Here is a 15,239-nt window from a genome sequence, read left to right on the forward strand (position 1 = left end):
ACTGCGCGGGGGTGGCGGCGTCCGCGGCCGCGGCGACCGCGCGCAGCGCGCTGCGGGGGTGGCGGCGTGCGGACTCGACGGCGCCGTCGAAGACGAACGGCTGGTCGAGCCTGCCGACGAGGTGGGCGGCGGCCGCGTCGCCGGGGAGCAGCGCGATCGCCTTGATGAGCTGCTTCTTGATGTCGGTGTTGAGGTACCAGCGCGAGTCGAGGGTCTTGGCGAGGATCGTCAGGCTCGCGGCGCCGAGCGAGTCGACAACGGCGGCAATGGATTCCAGGTCGAGCTCGTAGGCCTCCAGTTCGAACCGCTTCGCGGCCTTGAGGTGGGCGCGGTCGCTGACGGAGTGGTAGAGCACCCGGTCGGTGAAGCCGCTGGCTCGGTGCTGGTCGTACTCGGCGCAGGCCTCGGCGACCCAGTCGGTCTCGCCGGGGAGGAGGAGCGCGGCGGCGAAGCGCTTCGCGGGGTGGTCGCGGTGGTCGGCGACCGCCGCCACGACCGCGGCGTACTCCTCGTCGGAGGCGGCGGCGAGGACGGCGCGGACCTCGGCGACGAAGCCGGTGTCCAAGTCGCGGTTGATGGTCTGGAACTCGTGCCAGGACGAGACGGTGAGCTGGAGGTGCCCGAGCGGGGGCCGCACGCCCGGGGTGAACCAGCCGTGGGGCTGGATCGCGTAGCGCTCCGCCAGGGTCGCGACGGCCCAGGGCAGGCCGTGCGTCAGCTGCCACGCCTGGAATTCGAGGCGGGTCCACCATTCGATCGTGTGCGGCCCGACGTACCGCAGCAGCTCCCCGACCGCGGCGGCGCCGCGGGAGTCGGGCTCGCCGGCGATGAAGGCGCGGATCGACTCCTTGTAGCGCCGGTTCTTCTTCATGTGGAGCAGTTGCTCAAGCAGGTCGGCGTGGACCTCGAACTGCTCGGCGAGGAGGTCGGGGGCGTCGGGGTCGAGTTCGACCGGGGTCCCGGTGCGCTTCCCGCGGCGGGGCAGGAGCTTCGCGGCCCAGGCCGCCGGGAGTTCGAGGGGGTCCTCTTGCGGCGCGGCGTGTTCGGTCATCAACGTCTTTCCAGCGTCCAGTGGGGGTGCCGCCCCGAGGATACGACCTCGGGGCGACGCCTCCGCGATGAGTGGGTTGAAGGTCAGGAGCGGCCGGTGAGGCGGGCCAGCGAGCCGAGGACCTCGGCGGCGGCGACCTCGTCGATGTCCTTGGGGAACGTGCGGATCGCCTCGTCGTGGTCGGACCACCAGTACCGCTCGGTGTCGGAGAGCCGCACCTGCTGGACCGTCTGCTCGGGGGTCTCGCCGATCGCCCCGACGTAGATGCCCGGGTCGAGGCACACGACGGCGAAGCCGCCGCCGGGGAGCCGGTAGGAGATGCCCGGTTCGACGCCGCCGTCCTCGGGACCCGAACGCTCCCAGCCGCGCTTGACCATGCCGAGGACGCGCCCGACCTCCGCTCGCGCGCCTTCGAACCGGGCGAGGCGGCCGGTCTCCAGCTCCTCCGCGGTGAAGGCCATGACCGGGCGCGCGAGCTGGTCGAAGGGCTGGAGGATCTCGTAGTCGGCGAGGATCTCGGCCCACGCGCCGACCGATTCGCCCAGGTGGACGGGGTGGGCGACGCGGATCGACGCGTCCGCGGGGAGGTCCAGGGCCTCGTCCTCGACGTCGCTGAAGGTGCCGTCCTCGGCGATGCGGAACCCGAAGCGGCTGCCATCGGCCTCGGCGATCCACACGAGGCGGCGCGCGAGGTGCTTCGAGAGCGCGTGGTCGACGAAGAAGCGGCGGAACTCCTCCACGGACCAGGTGCGGCCGTTGGACATCGCCGCTTCGAGGCGGGCGATCTGGTCGGAGGCGACGGCGCGCAGCTCCTTCTTCAGGGCGGTGAAGCGCTCGTACGCGGGGCCGGCGACGTCCGCGTCGTCCTTCGCGCCGGGCTTGGGCAGGACCTTGCGGGGCTTGCCGGCCTCGTCGACCACGAAGGGCTTCAACGCCTCGTCGAAGCCGACGGTGAACTTCCGCGGCCCGTAGTCGAGGACGAGCGCCGAGTCCTCGCCGAGCCCGAAGTCCGGCACGAGCCGGTCGGCGAGCTGGTCGCGGGTGAGGCCCAGCCCGGAGGCGATGTGCGCGATCTGCCGGTTCGCCTCCTCCTTGAGCGCCTTGAACTTCACGCGGTCGGCGATGACCTGGATCGCGCGCAGGGCCTCCTCGGAGCCGATCGCGCCGAGCACGCCCAGGCCCGTGACGGCCCGCTTGTGCTGGGCCTGGCCGGGCCATTCGCGGATGAGCGGGGCGAGCATCCACACCGTCTCGTCCTCGGCGAAGTGCCCGAGCTGCGTGAGCGCCCACGAGTCCTTCGCGGGCGCGCCCACCGAGATCCACAGCTGGAACAGCGCGCGGGCGAAGCGGGTCAGCGAGGCGCGGTCGCAGGCCTCGGCAACGACGTCCAGGCCCGGGTAGGGGTATTCGGGCGTGGCGAGCGCGAGGACGGTCAGCAGGTGCTGCGCGGCCTCGGCGGGGAGCGCGCGCTCGCCGCCCTTGAGGAGGACCTGCGGGAGCAGGGCCGGGGAGGCCCACGCGCCGGGCTTGGGGACCTTGACGCCGCGCGGTTCGAGCGGGTCGCCGGAGACGAGGTCGGCGATCGCGGCCGCGGCCTCGGGGCCGTGGGATTCGGCCGCGGCGGCGACTTCGGCGGCGCCGCGGTGCAGGGCGAGGTGGAGGAGGGCGGTCACGGCGTACTGCCGGAGCTTCTTGTCCTCGCCGAGGGCGTCGGGGACGAGGAAGGGGACGGCGGCGAGGCCGTGGCGCTCGAACCACTTGGCGGCGGAGACGCGGGCGGACTTGAGCCGGTCGAGGCGCTCGGCGGCGAGGCGGGCGGCGCCCAGGCCGAGGATCGGGCCGGGGAGGCGCTGGAAGGTGGCGTCCCTCCGGGCCGAGGCGAGGGCCGGGGCGACGACGCGCTCGCCGTAGCGGGCGAAGATGCGCAGGACGGTGTACTCGTAGCCGTGGAACTCGCGTTCGAGCCACCGGTCCAGGTACACCTCGGCCTTGTCGGGGTCGCCGAAGGCGAGGAAGGTCTCGACGCGCCAGTCGGTGGCTTCGAGCTTGCCGCTGAGGGTCTGCTCGTCCCAGTCGTAGACGCCGTCGTCCCAGGGCTGGCTGAGTTCGAGGTACTCCTCGCGTTCGCCCGGGGCCCAGTGGATCGTGACGTCGGCCGGGGCTTCGAGGCCCTCGATGACGACGGGCTTCGCCTTGGGGCGCTTCACGGTCCAGGGCGGGGTGACCAGGAGGGCCGGGAGGTCGGCGGCCTCGGCCTCGGGGGCGCGGCCGCTGCCGGCGAGGAGGGTGTCGAGGGCCTCGCGGTCGGCCTCGTCCAGGCGGGCGCGCTCGGCCTCGGCGATGAGGCTGCCGACGGCGGCGAGGCGGAAGCGGGCGTCGCCGGTGGTCGTCGCGGCGAGCTTGACGAGGACGCGGAGGGCGCGCCGGGGGTAGCGCTGGGCGGCCTCGGCGGCGGGCTCGAAGACGTGGGCTTCGCCGAGGTGCTTGAGCAGGTAGGTCATCGCCTCGTCGGTGGGGACGGCGGCGATGCCCTTGTAGAGCAGCTTCTTGAACTCGGCCGGGAGGTGGCCGGACTGGGCGATGGGGCCGGTGAGGACCGGGAGGGCGTCGGCGCCGAGGTTGACGAGGACCGCGGCGACGGTCCCGGCGTCGGTGTAGTACTCGTTGAGGACGCCGATGCCGGCGGCCTTGAACTGGTCCATGGTGGTCACCGAGTGGAGGAAGAGCCGGTCGGACCAGCCGTACGAGCGGACCTGCGCGTATTCGAGCGCGGCCTCGTCGGTCCAGGCGGTCTCGTCCGGCAGCAGGACGGCCGCGGTGATCTGCTTCATGCGGGTGTCGCGGAGCGGGGCGGTGAGGGCGACCGCCTCGGCGTAGTCCTCGTCGGAGAGGCCGGCGACGACGGAGCGGACCGCGGCGATGCCGCCCTGCTCGTACTCGTGCATGAGCGGGCTGCTGTACGCCACGTCGATCTCGGCGACCACGCGGTGCTCGTACCCGTTGCCGCTGTGGGACTCGTGGTGGATCGCGAGGCGCTCGACGGCGGCGGCGACCGCGAACGGGGCGCCGTGCCACTGGACCCAGGCGTCGAACTCCGGCCGCAGCCAGGAGGCGTTGTGGCGGCTGTGGACGTCGCACATGAGGGCGGCGGCGACCGCGGCGCCGTGCGGGTCGGGCTTCCCGGCGAGGAACGCCTCCACGGCGTCGGCGTGCTCGGCGTTGTCCTCGCGGGCGAGCGCGAGGCGGAGCTTCTCGGCGCGGGCTTCGAGTTTGCGCTGGAGCCGCTCGGCCGCGAGCTCCTCCAGGACGACCGGTTTGCCGGCGCGGCGGCCGCGCCTCGACAGCGCCCGCCCGGCCCAGGCGGCGGGCAGGATCATCTGGTCTTCTTGGGGCGCAACGTGTTCGGTCATATCAGTCCTTCGTGCCGCAGGGGTTCAACGGTTCGAGACTATGGGCCCGGTGCGACATCGACATTCAGTGCGGTGTCGAACGACTCACAGTCACTTGCCGCTACCAACCTTCCGGAAGGTAAAGTAGCGGGCATGAGTTCGAAAGCGGAGATCCTCGACGGGGCGCTCGCGATGATCCAGGCGGGCGGGTCCGTCTCCCTGGAGTCGGCCGCGAAGCGCGCCGGCCTGACGAAACCGGGCCTGATGTACCACTTCCCGACCAAGGAGGCGCTGATGCTGGCCCTGGTCGACCACGTGGTCGACGGCTGGGAGCGGCGGCTCACGTCGTTCCTGGAGGGCCCGGTCGGCGAGGCGTCGCCCGCGGCCCGCATGGCGGCGTACCTGGAGTGGGCGCTCGCGGGCGACGCCGACCTGAGTGACCTGGTCATGTTCGCCGACCCGCGGCTGTGCGAGCGGCTGACGGCGCACTGGGTCGAGCGGATGCGCCCGTGGTTGGCGGTCCCCGAGGACGTCGGACCGAGCGAGCGCGCCCGGCTCACGGCCGTGCGGCTCATGGCCGACGGCCTGTGGTTCGCCGACGCGATGGGCAACCTGCCGCCCGGCGACGAGACGCGAAGCGAGATAAGGGGACTAGCACGATCCATGATGGAGGGAATCCGATGAGGGCGAGACCGTGGCTCCTGCTGGCGGGGGCGATCGTCAGCGAGGTGACCGCCTCGCTGTCACTGAAGGCGGCGATGGAGAACCCGGTCCTGTACGTCGTGGTCGGCGCCGGGTTCATCACCGCGTTCGTGTTCCTCGGCGCGGTCCTCAAGGCGGGCATGGCGCTCGGCGTGGCCTACGGCGTGTGGGGCGCACTCGGCGTGGTGCTCACGGCGGTCTTCGGCGCGGTCCTGTACGGCGAGCCGCTGACGGCGCTCATGGGCGTCGGCATCGCGCTGATCATCGCCGGGGTGGTCACGATCGAGATGGGCGCGGAGCGGGCGGCCGCCCGCGAGACGGAAGGAGCGGTCTGATGGCGTGGGTGTTCCTGGTGGGGGCGATCCTCTCCGAGGTGGCCGCGAGCCTGTCGCTGAAGGCGGCCGCGGACGGGAAGAAGGGCTGGTACGCGGTCGTGGCGGCCGGCTACGGGCTGGCGTTCACCGGCATCACGCTCGCGCTCGGCGCGGGACTGGGCATCGGTGTGGCGTACGGGATCTGGGTGGCCGCGGGAGTCGCGCTGACGGCGGTCGCGAGCCGGTTCCTGTTCAAGGAGCCGCTGACGAAGCTCATGGTCCTGGGCATCGGCCTGGTCGGCGCCGGGGTGCTGCTGGTCGAGATGGGCGCGCACTAGCTCGGCAATTCGGTCGACAGCGGGGTCGCGGGTGCGCGACGCTGGCCGGATGCATTCGAACGAGATCTGGGACGCCGAGACGGCCGGCCGCTACGACACGCCCGGCGAGGGCATGTTCGCGCCCGAAGTCCTCGGCCCCACCGTCGACCGCCTGGCCGCCCTCGCCGAGGGCGGCCGGGCCGTGGAATTCGCGATCGGCACCGGCCGGGTGGGCATCCCGCTTGCCGAGGCGGGCGTGCCGGTGACCGGGATCGAGCTGTCGCCCTCGATGATCGCGCAGCTTCGCACCAAAGTGGACGACTCGGTGATCCCGGTCGTGGAGGGCGACATGACCACCGCCCGCGCGCCGGGCGAGTTCCACCTCGCCTACCTGGTCTTCAACACCATCTCGAACCTCCTCACGCAGCCCGAGCAGGTCGAGTGCTTCCGCAACGCCGCCCGGCACCTGGTGCCGGGCGGCCGCTTCGTGATCGAGCTGTGGGTGCCCGAACTGCGCACGCTTCCGCCGGGCAAGGAGGCGACCGTGGGGGTCGTGGAGCCGGGCTACATCCTGCTCGACACCTACGACGTCCTCAACCAGCAGGTCGTCTCGCACCACTTCACGTTCGGCGATTTCACCAAGGACGGCGGCCGCCGGGCCCGCCTGGGCCGCAGCCCGCACCGCTACATCTGGCCGTCCGAACTGGACCTCATGGCGCAGCTCGCGGGCTTCGAGCTCGAATCGCGCCACAGCGACTGGGAGGGCGGCGAGTTCACCGCCGATTCGCCGTACCACGTGTCGGTCTACCGGCTGCCGCGCTGATCGATCCCGGCCCGCTCCCGTCTTGCGCGGGGCGGGCCGGTGGCCTATATTCAGGTAGTCCCATTCATCGACATCTAGTCCCACTCATCGGGACTGACGGGGGATCCCCTTGAGCGACTCCACGTTCCTCGACTTCACCAGCGCCACTGAGACGTCGGCCGCCAACGAGCGGCACTTCAGCGCGCTGCGGCGCGGCGAGGCGAGCACCGACCGGATCGCGTCGGTCCGGATCTCGGCGGCGACGCTGCCGCTCAAGGGCGCGATCAGCGACGCGAAGGTGCTCACCGGGCGCCAGAAGCCGCTGCGCGACGTCGCGTTCCTGTTCGCGGAGATCCGCACCGAGGCGGGCCTGGAAGGCGTCGGCTTCAGCTACTCGAAGCGCGCGGGCGGGGCCGGCCAGTACGCGCACGCCCGCGAGGTCGCGCCCGAGCTCCTCGGCGAGGACCCCAGCGACATCCAGCGGATCTGGACGAAGCTGGTGTGGGCGGGCGCGTCGGTGGGGCGCAGCGGCCTGGCGACGCAGGCGATCGCGGCGTTCGACATCGCCCTGTGGGACCTGAAGGCGAAGCGCGCCGGGCTGCCGCTCGCGAAACTCCTTGGAGCGCACCGCGACTCGGTGCAGTGCTACAACACCTCCGGCGGGTTCCTGTCCTCCTCGATCGAGGAGGTCATCGAGAACGCGGCGCAGACGGCGGCGAACGGCATCGGCGGCGTCAAGATCAAAGTGGGGCAGCCGGACACGAAGATCGACCTGAAGCGCGTCGCGGCCGTCAAGGAGGCGATCGGCGACCGGATCGACCTCATGGTCGACGCGAACCAGCAGTGGAACCGCAGCACCGCGGTCCGCATGGGCCGGGCGTTCGAGGAGTTCGACCTGACGTGGATCGAGGAGCCGCTGGACGCGTACGACGCCGAGGGCCACGCCGACCTCGCCCGCGAGCTGGCGACCCCGATCGCGACCGGCGAGATGCTCACCAGCGTCGCCGAGCACGCCGAGCTGATCCGACACCGCAGCGTCGACTTCATCCAGCCCGACGCGCCCCGCGTCGGCGGCATCACGCCGTTCCTGAAGATCATGGCGCTCGGCGAGACCGCGCGCCTGCGCATGGCACCGCACTTCGCGATGGAGCTCCACCTGCACCTGGCCGCGGCCTACGAGCACGACCCGTGGGTCGAGCACTTCGACTGGCTGGAACCGCTGTTCAACGAGCGCCTGGAGACCGAGGGCGGGCGCATGATCGTCCCGGCCCGGCCGGGCATCGGGGTGAGCTTGAGCGACCAGGCGCGGGCGTGGACGACCGCGACCGAGACGTTCGGCGTCTGAGGCCCCGATTACGCTGGCGGGCACCCGGCGCGACGGCCGCCCAGGACTGCGAAGGACCACCTCATGCACCGCGCGGAGGCGCCCCCGAAAGGCTCGCTCGACCGGGCCCTGGAGATCTTCGAGGTCCTCACCGTGCGCGGCGAGGCGACGACGGCCGAGCTCGTGGAGGCCGTGGGCGCCAGCCGGAGTGCGGTCTACCGGCTCGTCGAGCGGCTCCAGGCCGCCGAGTACCTCTCGCTCAGCGAGGGCCGCTGGCGGCTCGGGCCCGCGGCCGCGCGGATGGCCATGGCCGCCGTGCAGCACATGGACGTCTTCGCCGCCGCTCCCCCGCTGCTGCGCGACCTCGCGGCCGGGACCGGCGAGACCGTGAACCTCGGTGTACTGAGCGGCGACGAGATCGTGTTCGTGTTCCGCGAGCTCGGACACCATGCGGTGCAGGTGAGATCCGAACTCGGGGCGCGAAGGCCCTTGCACGCCACGGCGGTCGGGAAGGCGTACCTGTCGGGGCTCTCCCCCGCCGCGTGCGACAAGCTCATCGAGGGCCTGACGTTGGAGCGGTTCACCGACTCCACAGTCATCGACCCCGACCGGCTCCGCGACGAGATCACCGAGACGCGCAGGCGCGGCTGGTCCGAGGAGCGCGGGGAGTTCGACGCCGGGAGCACGTGCTTCGGCGCGCCCGTGTTCGAGCAGAGCGGCGAGGTCGCCGCCGCCGTCAGCATCGCCGGGCCCACGGTGCGGATCACCGGCGCGGACTTCGGGCCGCTCGTGGCCGAGGCGGCCGGGAGGGTCTCCCGGCGCCTCGGCTACGTGCGGCCCTGAGGTCACTCCACTGCTGCCCGTTCGGCGGCCGCCGACTGGCGGGCGCGCACGCCGCGCAGGACCGGGATGATCACCGCGGTGAGCACCAGGACCGCGACCAGCGTCCCCGAGACGGGGCGCTGCACGAACTCGGTGACGTCGCCGCCGAAGATCCGCATCGAGCGCCGGAACGACGCCTCCAAAAGGGACCCGAGGACGAACGCGAGCACGAACGGCCCCGGCTCGAACCCGAGCTTGCGCATCCCGTAGCCCAGCAGGCCCAGGCCGATGACCAGGAGCATGTCGAAGGCGTTGTTGCGGATCGAGTAGACGCCGAGCATGGTGATGACCACGGTCAGCGGCCCGAGGACGCCGGGGCGGACCTTGAGCATCCGCACGAACACCCCGATGAGCGGGATGCTCAGCGCCAAGAGCAGCAGGTTCCCGACGTACATCGAGTTGACGACGCCCCAGAACACGTCCGGGTGCTCGTTCATCAGGTTCGGTCCCGGCGTGATGCCCTGGAGCATCAAGGCGCCGAACAGGACCGCCATCGTCGCGTTCGCCGGGATGCCCAGCGTCAGCAGCGGGATGAACGAGGACGTCGCCGCCGCGTTGTTCGCCGACTCCGGTCCGGCCACGCCTTCGATGGCGCCCTTGCCGAACCGCGACGGGTCCTTCGCGACGCGCTTCTCGACCGCGTACGACACCAGCGACGACATGGTCGCGCCCCCGCCCGGCAGGATGCCGAGCACGAAGCCCGTGACCGAGCCGCGCAGGATCGCCATCCGCGAGCGCAGCCAGTGCAGCCGGCTCGGGATCGCCCGTCCGAAGGCGGGCACCGCCGGCTGCGGCCGGTCCCGGTGCTCCAGGTTGTACAGGATCTCCCCGACCCCGAAGAGCCCCATGGCGACGATGGTGAAGTCGATGCCGTCGGCGAGCTGGTCGGTCCCGAACGTGAACCGCGGCGTCCCCAGCAGCGGGTCGAGCCCCACCGTGGCGATGAGCAGGCCGAGCGCCGCGGCCGCGGCGCTCTTGACGAGCGACCCCGAACCGAGCGTGCCGACCAGGAAGATCCCGATGAGCGCCAGGACGGTGTACTCGGCGGGCCCGAACGCCAGCGCCGCCCCCGCGAGCGCGGGCGCGATGAACGTCAGCAGCAGGATCGAGGCGGTGCCGCCGATGAACGACGCGATGGCGGCGACGCCGAGCGCGGGCCCGGCCTCGCCCTTGCGCGCCAGCGCGTGCCCGTCGAGCGCGGTGACCACTGTGGACGCCTCGCCGGGCATGCGCAGGAGCACCGAGGTGATCGTGCCGCCGTACTGGGCGCCGTAGAAGATCCCCGCGAGCATGATGACCGCGGCGGTCGGCTCCAGGCTGTACGTGATCGGCAGCAGGATCGCGATCGTGGCGGCCGGGCCGAGGCCCGGGAGCACGCCGATGAGCATCCCCACGGTGACGCCGATGAGGCAGAACAGGAGGTTCTGCGGCTCGAACGCCACCGCGAAGCCGGAGAGCACGGAAGAGAAGTCCATCGCCGGCTCCTAGAAGGCGATCAGGTGCGGCAGCGGCACACCGAGGCCGAGGATGAACAGGGCGTAGAACGCCGCGGTCGCGACCACGGCGATGACCGTGCTCGACAGCCACGACTCGCGGCCCAGGAACCGCAGCCACGCGAACAGCAGCAGCACCGTGGGGATCTCGAAGCCGACGACCTCGAACAGCGAGGCGTAGACGGCGAGGGCGCCCGCGGCGACGAGGACGTTGATCGTGCCCTTCGTGAACGCCTCGGTCCCGTTGGGGCCCTTGGCGGTCGCGGCCACGATAATGATCCCGGCGCCGCAGGCGACGAGCAGTCCGGACACGATGAGCGGCCACAGCCCCGGGCCCGGGTCGGTCAGGCTCCCGACGTCGAGGCCGAACGCGAGCCAGGCCGCGAACGCGCCGAGCGCGACCGGCAGGGCGCCGGCCACGACGGCCTGCACGCGTCCGCCGGGCCGCGCCTCGTCGAACGCGTCCCCTTCGGGCGCTTCACGTTCCGGATCGGCCATGACCGCCTCGCTCATGAGCCTTCACCGAGTTGGAGGCCCGCGTCGGCCACGTCCGCGGCGTACTGCTCGGCGGCCTCGGCGAGGTGCGTCTGCGCTTCGAGGCCGTCGACCTCCCAGCGGTCCATGTAGTTGTCCTGGAGGAACTGGCCGTACTCGCCGGACTCCTTGGCCTCCTCGAACGCGAGGGCGAGCACGCCGGTGACGTCGTCGGGGGTGGCGGCGGGGACGACGATGAAGCGGCGCTGGTCGACGACCACGTCGTACCCGGACTCGACCGCGGTCGGGATCTCGTTGAGGAACGGGCTGCGCTCCTCGGAGAACACGGCGACGGCGCGCAGCTCGCCGGCGTCGATCTGCGGCATGGTCTCGGCGAGGGAGGCGGACACGGCGTCGACCTGCTGGCCGAGCAGGGCCGTGACCGCGGGGGCGCCGCCGTCGAACGGGACGTCGGTGGCGTCGATCCCCGCGCCGGTGAACAGCAGCTGCGCCGACAGCTGCGAGCCGGTGCCGACGCCGGTGGTGGCGTAGTTGACCGAGTCGGCGGCGAGCAGGTCGGCGAGGGTCTGGTACGGCGAGTCCGCGTGCACCACGAGGACGTACGCCTCTTGGGTGAGCGTGGTGACGATGCGGAAGTCCTCGATGACGACGGCGTCGGGGTCGTCGACCGCGAGCGGCGTGATCGCGAAGAGGGACTTGACGGCCAGGGAGATCGTGTAGCCGTCGGCGTCGCCCGCGAGGAGCTCCTTGAGGCCGACGGCGCCGTTCGCGCCGGGCTTGTTGCTGACGGCGATGGACTCGCCGAGCGGGTCCTCCGCGGCCTTCGCGACCGCGCGGCCGACGAGGTCGCCGGACCCGCCCGGGTCGAAGGGGATCATGAAGTCGACCGCGCGGGTCGGGAAGTCGGCGGACGCCGCGTCGGCGCCGCCTTGGACGCCGTTGCAGGCGGCCAGCGCCGCGACCGGGGTCGCGGCCATTCCGGCGAGCAGGACCCGTCGGGGGAAGGGGCTCATTCTCTGACTCCTCATTGAGTGGAAGGCAATTGGCAACAAAGAAGATAATCGGTTCAGGCAAGGGCGTTTCGGGTCGAAGGCCCAGCCGGGGACCAGGTACTGCATGGCCGCGGCGTCGTCGCGCGAGCCGAGGCCGTGTTCGAGGTAGAGCTCGTGCGCCGCTTCGACCTGGTCGAGGTCGAGTTCGACGCCGAGTCCGGGCGCGTCCGGGACGGCGATCTCGCCGTCGGCGATCGTCAAGGGCGCCTTGGTGAGGCGCTGGCCGTCCTGCCAGATCCAGTGGGTGTCGATCGCGGTGATGTCGCCCGGGGCGGCCGCGGCGGCGTGGGTGAACATCGCCAGCGACACGTCGAAGTGGTTGTTGGAGTGGGAGCCCCAGGTCAGGCCCCACGCCTCGCAGAGCTGGGCGACGCGCACGGAGCCGGACAGGGTCCAGAAGTGCGGGTCGGCGAGGGGGATGTCGACGGCGCCGGCGCGCACGGCGTGGCCGAGTTCGCGCCAGTCGCAGGCGATCATGTTGGTGGCGGTGGGCATCCCGGTGGCGCGGCGGAACTCGGCCATGACCTCGCGGCCGGAGTAGCCGTCCTCGGCGCCGCACGGGTCCTCGGCGTAGGCGAGGACGCCGTCCAGGTCGCGGCACAAGGTGATCGCTTCGTTGAGGGACCAGGCGCCGTTGGGGTCGAGGGTGATGCGCGCGTCGGGGAAGCGCTCGGCGAGCGCGGTGACGGCGGCGGCCTCCTCGGGGCCGGGCAGCACGCCGCCTTTGAGCTTGAAGTCGCGGAAGCCGTAGCGGTCGCGGGCGGCCTCGGCGAGGGCGACGATGCCTTCGGGGGTGAGGGCTTCCTTGTCGCGCAGGCGGAACCAGGGGTCGTCGGCGGCGGTGTCGGCGCGGTACGGCAGGTCGGTCAGGGTGCGGTCGCCGATGTAGAAGAGGTAGCCGAGGACGGGGACGCGGTCGCGCTGCACGCCTTCGCCAAGGAGCGCCGCGGCGGGGACGCCGAGGTGCTTGCCGAGCAGGTCGAGGAGCGCGGCTTCGAGGGCGGTGCGGGCGTGGACTTCGACGCGCTGGTCGAAGGTCTGGCGTCCGCGCCCGGCGGCGTCGCGGTCGGCGAAGCGGCGCCGGACCTCGTTCAGGACGGCGTTCCAGGCGCCGATCGGCCGGCCGACGACGAGGTCGCGGGCGTCTTCGAGCGTCTTGGCGATGGCCTGGCCGCCGGGGACCTCGCCGACGCCGGTGGCGCCGGAGTCGTCGGTGAGGATCACCAGGTTGCGGGTGAAGAACGGCGCGTGGGCGCCGGAGAGGTTGAGCAGCATGGAGTCGCGCCCGGCGACGGGCACGACTCGCAGGTCGGTGACCTTGGGCGTCACGGCCGCAGCTCCTTCGGCAGCAGGTCGGCGGGGAGGTCCTGGTAGGCGACGGGGCGCAGGAACCGGTCGATCGCGAGGGTGCCGACCGAGGTGCTGCGGGCGTCGCTCGTGGCCGGGAACGGACCGCCGTGGACGGTGGCGTGGCCGACTTCGACGCCGGTGGGCCAGCCGCCGTGGACGATGCGCCCGGCGAGCAGTTCGAGCCGCGGGATCAGGCGCGCGGCCTCGTCCAGGTCGCTTTGTCCGGTGTGGATGGTGGCGGTGAGCTGGCCTTCGAGGACGTCGAGGAGGCGGTGCGTCTCGGCCTCGTCCTCGACGGTGACGATGAGCGAGGTCGCGCCGAAGACCTCGTCGCGCAAGGCGGGCTCGGCGAGGAACGTCGCGGCGTCGACGCGATAGAGCGCGGGCGCGGGTTCGCCGGTGCCGCGGGCGAGGAGTTCGACGCCGGGGATCTCGCCGAGGCGGTCGCGGCCGGCCTCGTAGGCGGCGCGGATGCCGTCGGTGAGCATCGGCTGCGCGGCGGTCTCACTGATGGCGGCCGCGGCGGTCTTCACGAACTCGTCGAGACCGGACCCGTTGCGGGCGAACACGAGTCCGGGGTTGGTGCAGAACTGCCCGGAGCCCAGCACCGCCGAAGCCGCGAAGCCGCGCGCGAGGTCCTCGGGGGCGTCGGCGAGCGCGCCGGGCAGGAGGAACACCGGGTTGACGCTCGACATCTCGGCGTACACGGGGATCGGCACGGGCCGGGCGGCGGCCGTGGCGGCGATGGCGAGCCCGGCGGCGCGCGAGCCGGTGAAGGCGACGGCCTTGATCCCGGGGTGGGCGACGAGCGCCTGGCCGAGGGTGCGGCCGGGGCCGAACAGGAGCGTGAAGACCCCGGCGGGCAGGCCGAGCGCGTGGAGCGCCTCGGTGATGACGCCGCCGACGAGGCGCGAGGTCTCCGGATGGGCCTCATGGGCTTTGACGACCACGGGCGCGCCCGCGGCCAGCGCGGCGGCGGTGTCGCCACCGGCGGCGGAGAACGCGAGCGGGAAGTTGCTGGCGCCGAAGACGGCGACGGGCCCGAGCGGGATGTGGCGCAGCCGCAGGTCGGGGCGCGGCAGCGGCTCGCGGCCGGGGTCGCCGATGGCGATGCGCGGGCGGTTCCAGTCCGGGCCTTCAAGGAGGCGCGCGAACATGCGCAGCTGGTTGGTGGTGCGGTCGCGTTCGGACCGGGCGCGGGCGAGCGGGAGGTTCGTCTCGCGGTGGACGGTGGCGGCGAGGTCCTCGCCGAGGCCGTCGATCCCGTCGGCGATGGCGTCGAGGAGCGCGGCCCGCGTCAGCGGGTCGGTCTCCCGGTAGGGGCCGAACGCGGCTACGGCGGCGGTGACGGCGGTGTCGACCTGCGGGAACTCGCTCATTTGACCTTCTCCACGAGTGCGGCGAGCGCGGCGAACTCGTCGTCGCGCAGTTCGGTGAGCGGCGGGCGCACGGGCCCGGCGGGGCGGCCGGCGGCGCGCATCCCGGCCTTGACGATCGAGACGGCGTAGCCCTTGCCGCGGTTGCGGATGTCCAGGTAGGGCAGGACGAACTCGCGGAGGCGGCGGTAGACCTCGGCGCCGTCCTGGGCGCGCACGTCGTCGTAGAAGGCGAGCGCGAACTCGGGGACGAAGTTGAAGATCGCCGAGGAGTAGGTGGTGACGCCGAGCTGGAGGTACGGGAGCGCGAAGGTCTCGGCGGTGGGGAGGCCGCCGACGTACAGGAGGCGGTCGCCGAGGGTCGCGTAGAGGCGGGTCATGAACTCGATGTCGCCGACGCCGTCCTTGAACCCGATGAAGTTCGGGCACGAATCAGCAAGGCGCGCAACGGTTTCCACCTCGTACACGGCATTCGAACGATGGTAGACGATGACGCCCAGTGCGGTCGCGTCACACACGGCCTTCACGTGGGCGAAGAGCCCGTCCTGGCCGGCCTCGGTGAGGTAGGGCGGGAACAGCAGGACCGCGTCGGCCCCGGCGGCCTCGGCGTCCCGGGCGAACGCGGCCGCCTGCGCGGTGCCGAGCCCGGCGGGCGCGACGATCGGGACGGCCCCGGCGGACTCGTCGACGGC

At 72.4% G+C, this 15,239-nt stretch carries 13 protein-coding genes and 1 pseudogene; 6 read left to right on the top strand and 8 right to left on the bottom strand.

All coding sequences use genetic code 11. The features are described from left to right. A partial coding sequence (locus tag DI269_RS17890) for a hypothetical protein (protein ID WP_157975070.1) occupies positions 1-1,051 on the bottom strand: 1,051 nt, incomplete at its 3' end. Positions 1,052-1,134: 83 nt separating this feature from the next. After that, on the bottom strand, positions 1,135-4,461 hold the full coding sequence (locus DI269_RS17895; RefSeq protein ID WP_112138330.1) for a DUF4132 domain-containing protein: 3,327 nt from the start codon (positions 4,459-4,461) through the stop codon (positions 1,135-1,137). A gap of 132 nt (positions 4,462-4,593) precedes the next feature. Here DI269_RS17895 and DI269_RS17900 point away from each other — a divergent pair, with 132 nt between their 5' ends. The 6 genes from DI269_RS17900 (at position 4,594) to DI269_RS17925 (ending at position 8,742) form a co-directional block, all read left to right on the top strand. After that, positions 4,594-5,124, top strand: coding sequence for a TetR/AcrR family transcriptional regulator (locus DI269_RS17900; RefSeq protein WP_112138332.1), 531 nt, complete (start codon positions 4,594-4,596; stop codon positions 5,122-5,124). Then, complete coding sequence (locus DI269_RS17905) at positions 5,121-5,477, top strand: DMT family transporter (RefSeq protein WP_112138333.1); 357 nt, start codon at positions 5,121-5,123, stop codon at positions 5,475-5,477. The genes DI269_RS17900 and DI269_RS17905 overlap by 4 nt, the downstream gene beginning before the upstream one ends. Further along, positions 5,477-5,794 carry a DMT family transporter gene (locus DI269_RS17910; protein WP_112138335.1) on the top strand — a complete coding sequence of 106 codons (318 nt, stop codon included), beginning with the start codon at positions 5,477-5,479 and terminating at the stop codon, positions 5,792-5,794. Before DI269_RS17905 ends, DI269_RS17910 begins: the two co-directional genes overlap by 1 nt. Before the next feature lie 49 nt (positions 5,795-5,843). Further along, positions 5,844-6,596, top strand: coding sequence for a class I SAM-dependent DNA methyltransferase (locus DI269_RS17915; RefSeq protein WP_112138337.1), 753 nt, complete (start codon positions 5,844-5,846; stop codon positions 6,594-6,596). 184 nt (positions 6,597-6,780) lie between these two features. Beyond that, positions 6,781-7,920: an L-talarate/galactarate dehydratase gene (locus DI269_RS17920; RefSeq protein ID WP_112138352.1), complete on the top strand. Its 1,140-nt coding sequence runs from the start codon at positions 6,781-6,783 to the stop codon at positions 7,918-7,920. 63 nt (positions 7,921-7,983) lie between these two features. Further along, complete coding sequence (locus DI269_RS17925; RefSeq protein ID WP_112138339.1) at positions 7,984-8,742, top strand: IclR family transcriptional regulator; 759 nt, start codon at positions 7,984-7,986, stop codon at positions 8,740-8,742. 2 nt (positions 8,743-8,744) lie between these two features. Here DI269_RS17925 and DI269_RS17930 read toward each other — a convergent pair whose 3' ends face one another. The 6 genes and pseudogenes from DI269_RS17930 to DI269_RS17950 form a co-directional block, all read right to left on the bottom strand. After that, entirely contained in the window at positions 8,745-10,256 is a 1,512-nt protein-coding gene (locus DI269_RS17930) for a tripartite tricarboxylate transporter permease (RefSeq protein ID WP_112138341.1), read from the bottom strand. Between the two features lie 9 nt (positions 10,257-10,265). Next, the gene (locus DI269_RS17935; protein ID WP_112138344.1) at positions 10,266-10,787 is read right to left on the bottom strand and encodes a tripartite tricarboxylate transporter TctB family protein; all 522 of its coding nucleotides are present in this window, start codon (positions 10,785-10,787) and stop codon (positions 10,266-10,268) included. Then, positions 10,784-11,797, bottom strand: coding sequence for a Bug family tripartite tricarboxylate transporter substrate binding protein (locus DI269_RS29160; RefSeq protein WP_408612307.1), 1,014 nt, complete (start codon positions 11,795-11,797; stop codon positions 10,784-10,786). Before DI269_RS29160 ends, DI269_RS17935 begins: the two co-directional genes overlap by 4 nt. A 33-nt stretch (positions 11,798-11,830) precedes the next feature. Next, positions 11,831-13,096: pseudogene (locus tag DI269_RS29165) on the bottom strand (enolase C-terminal domain-like protein); the annotation flags it as partial. 50 nt (positions 13,097-13,146) lie between these two features. Continuing rightward, positions 13,147-14,550: an aldehyde dehydrogenase (NADP(+)) gene (locus DI269_RS17945; RefSeq protein WP_112138348.1), complete on the bottom strand. Its 1,404-nt coding sequence runs from the start codon at positions 14,548-14,550 to the stop codon at positions 13,147-13,149. Next, a partial coding sequence (locus tag DI269_RS17950; protein WP_112138350.1) for a 5-dehydro-4-deoxyglucarate dehydratase occupies positions 14,547-15,239 on the bottom strand: 693 nt, incomplete at its 5' end. The genes DI269_RS17945 and DI269_RS17950, both read right to left, overlap by 4 nt.

It is taken from the genome of Glycomyces dulcitolivorans (assembly GCF_003265355.1).
GTDB classification, from domain to species: Bacteria; Actinomycetota; Actinomycetes; order Mycobacteriales; family Micromonosporaceae; genus Glycomyces; species Glycomyces dulcitolivorans.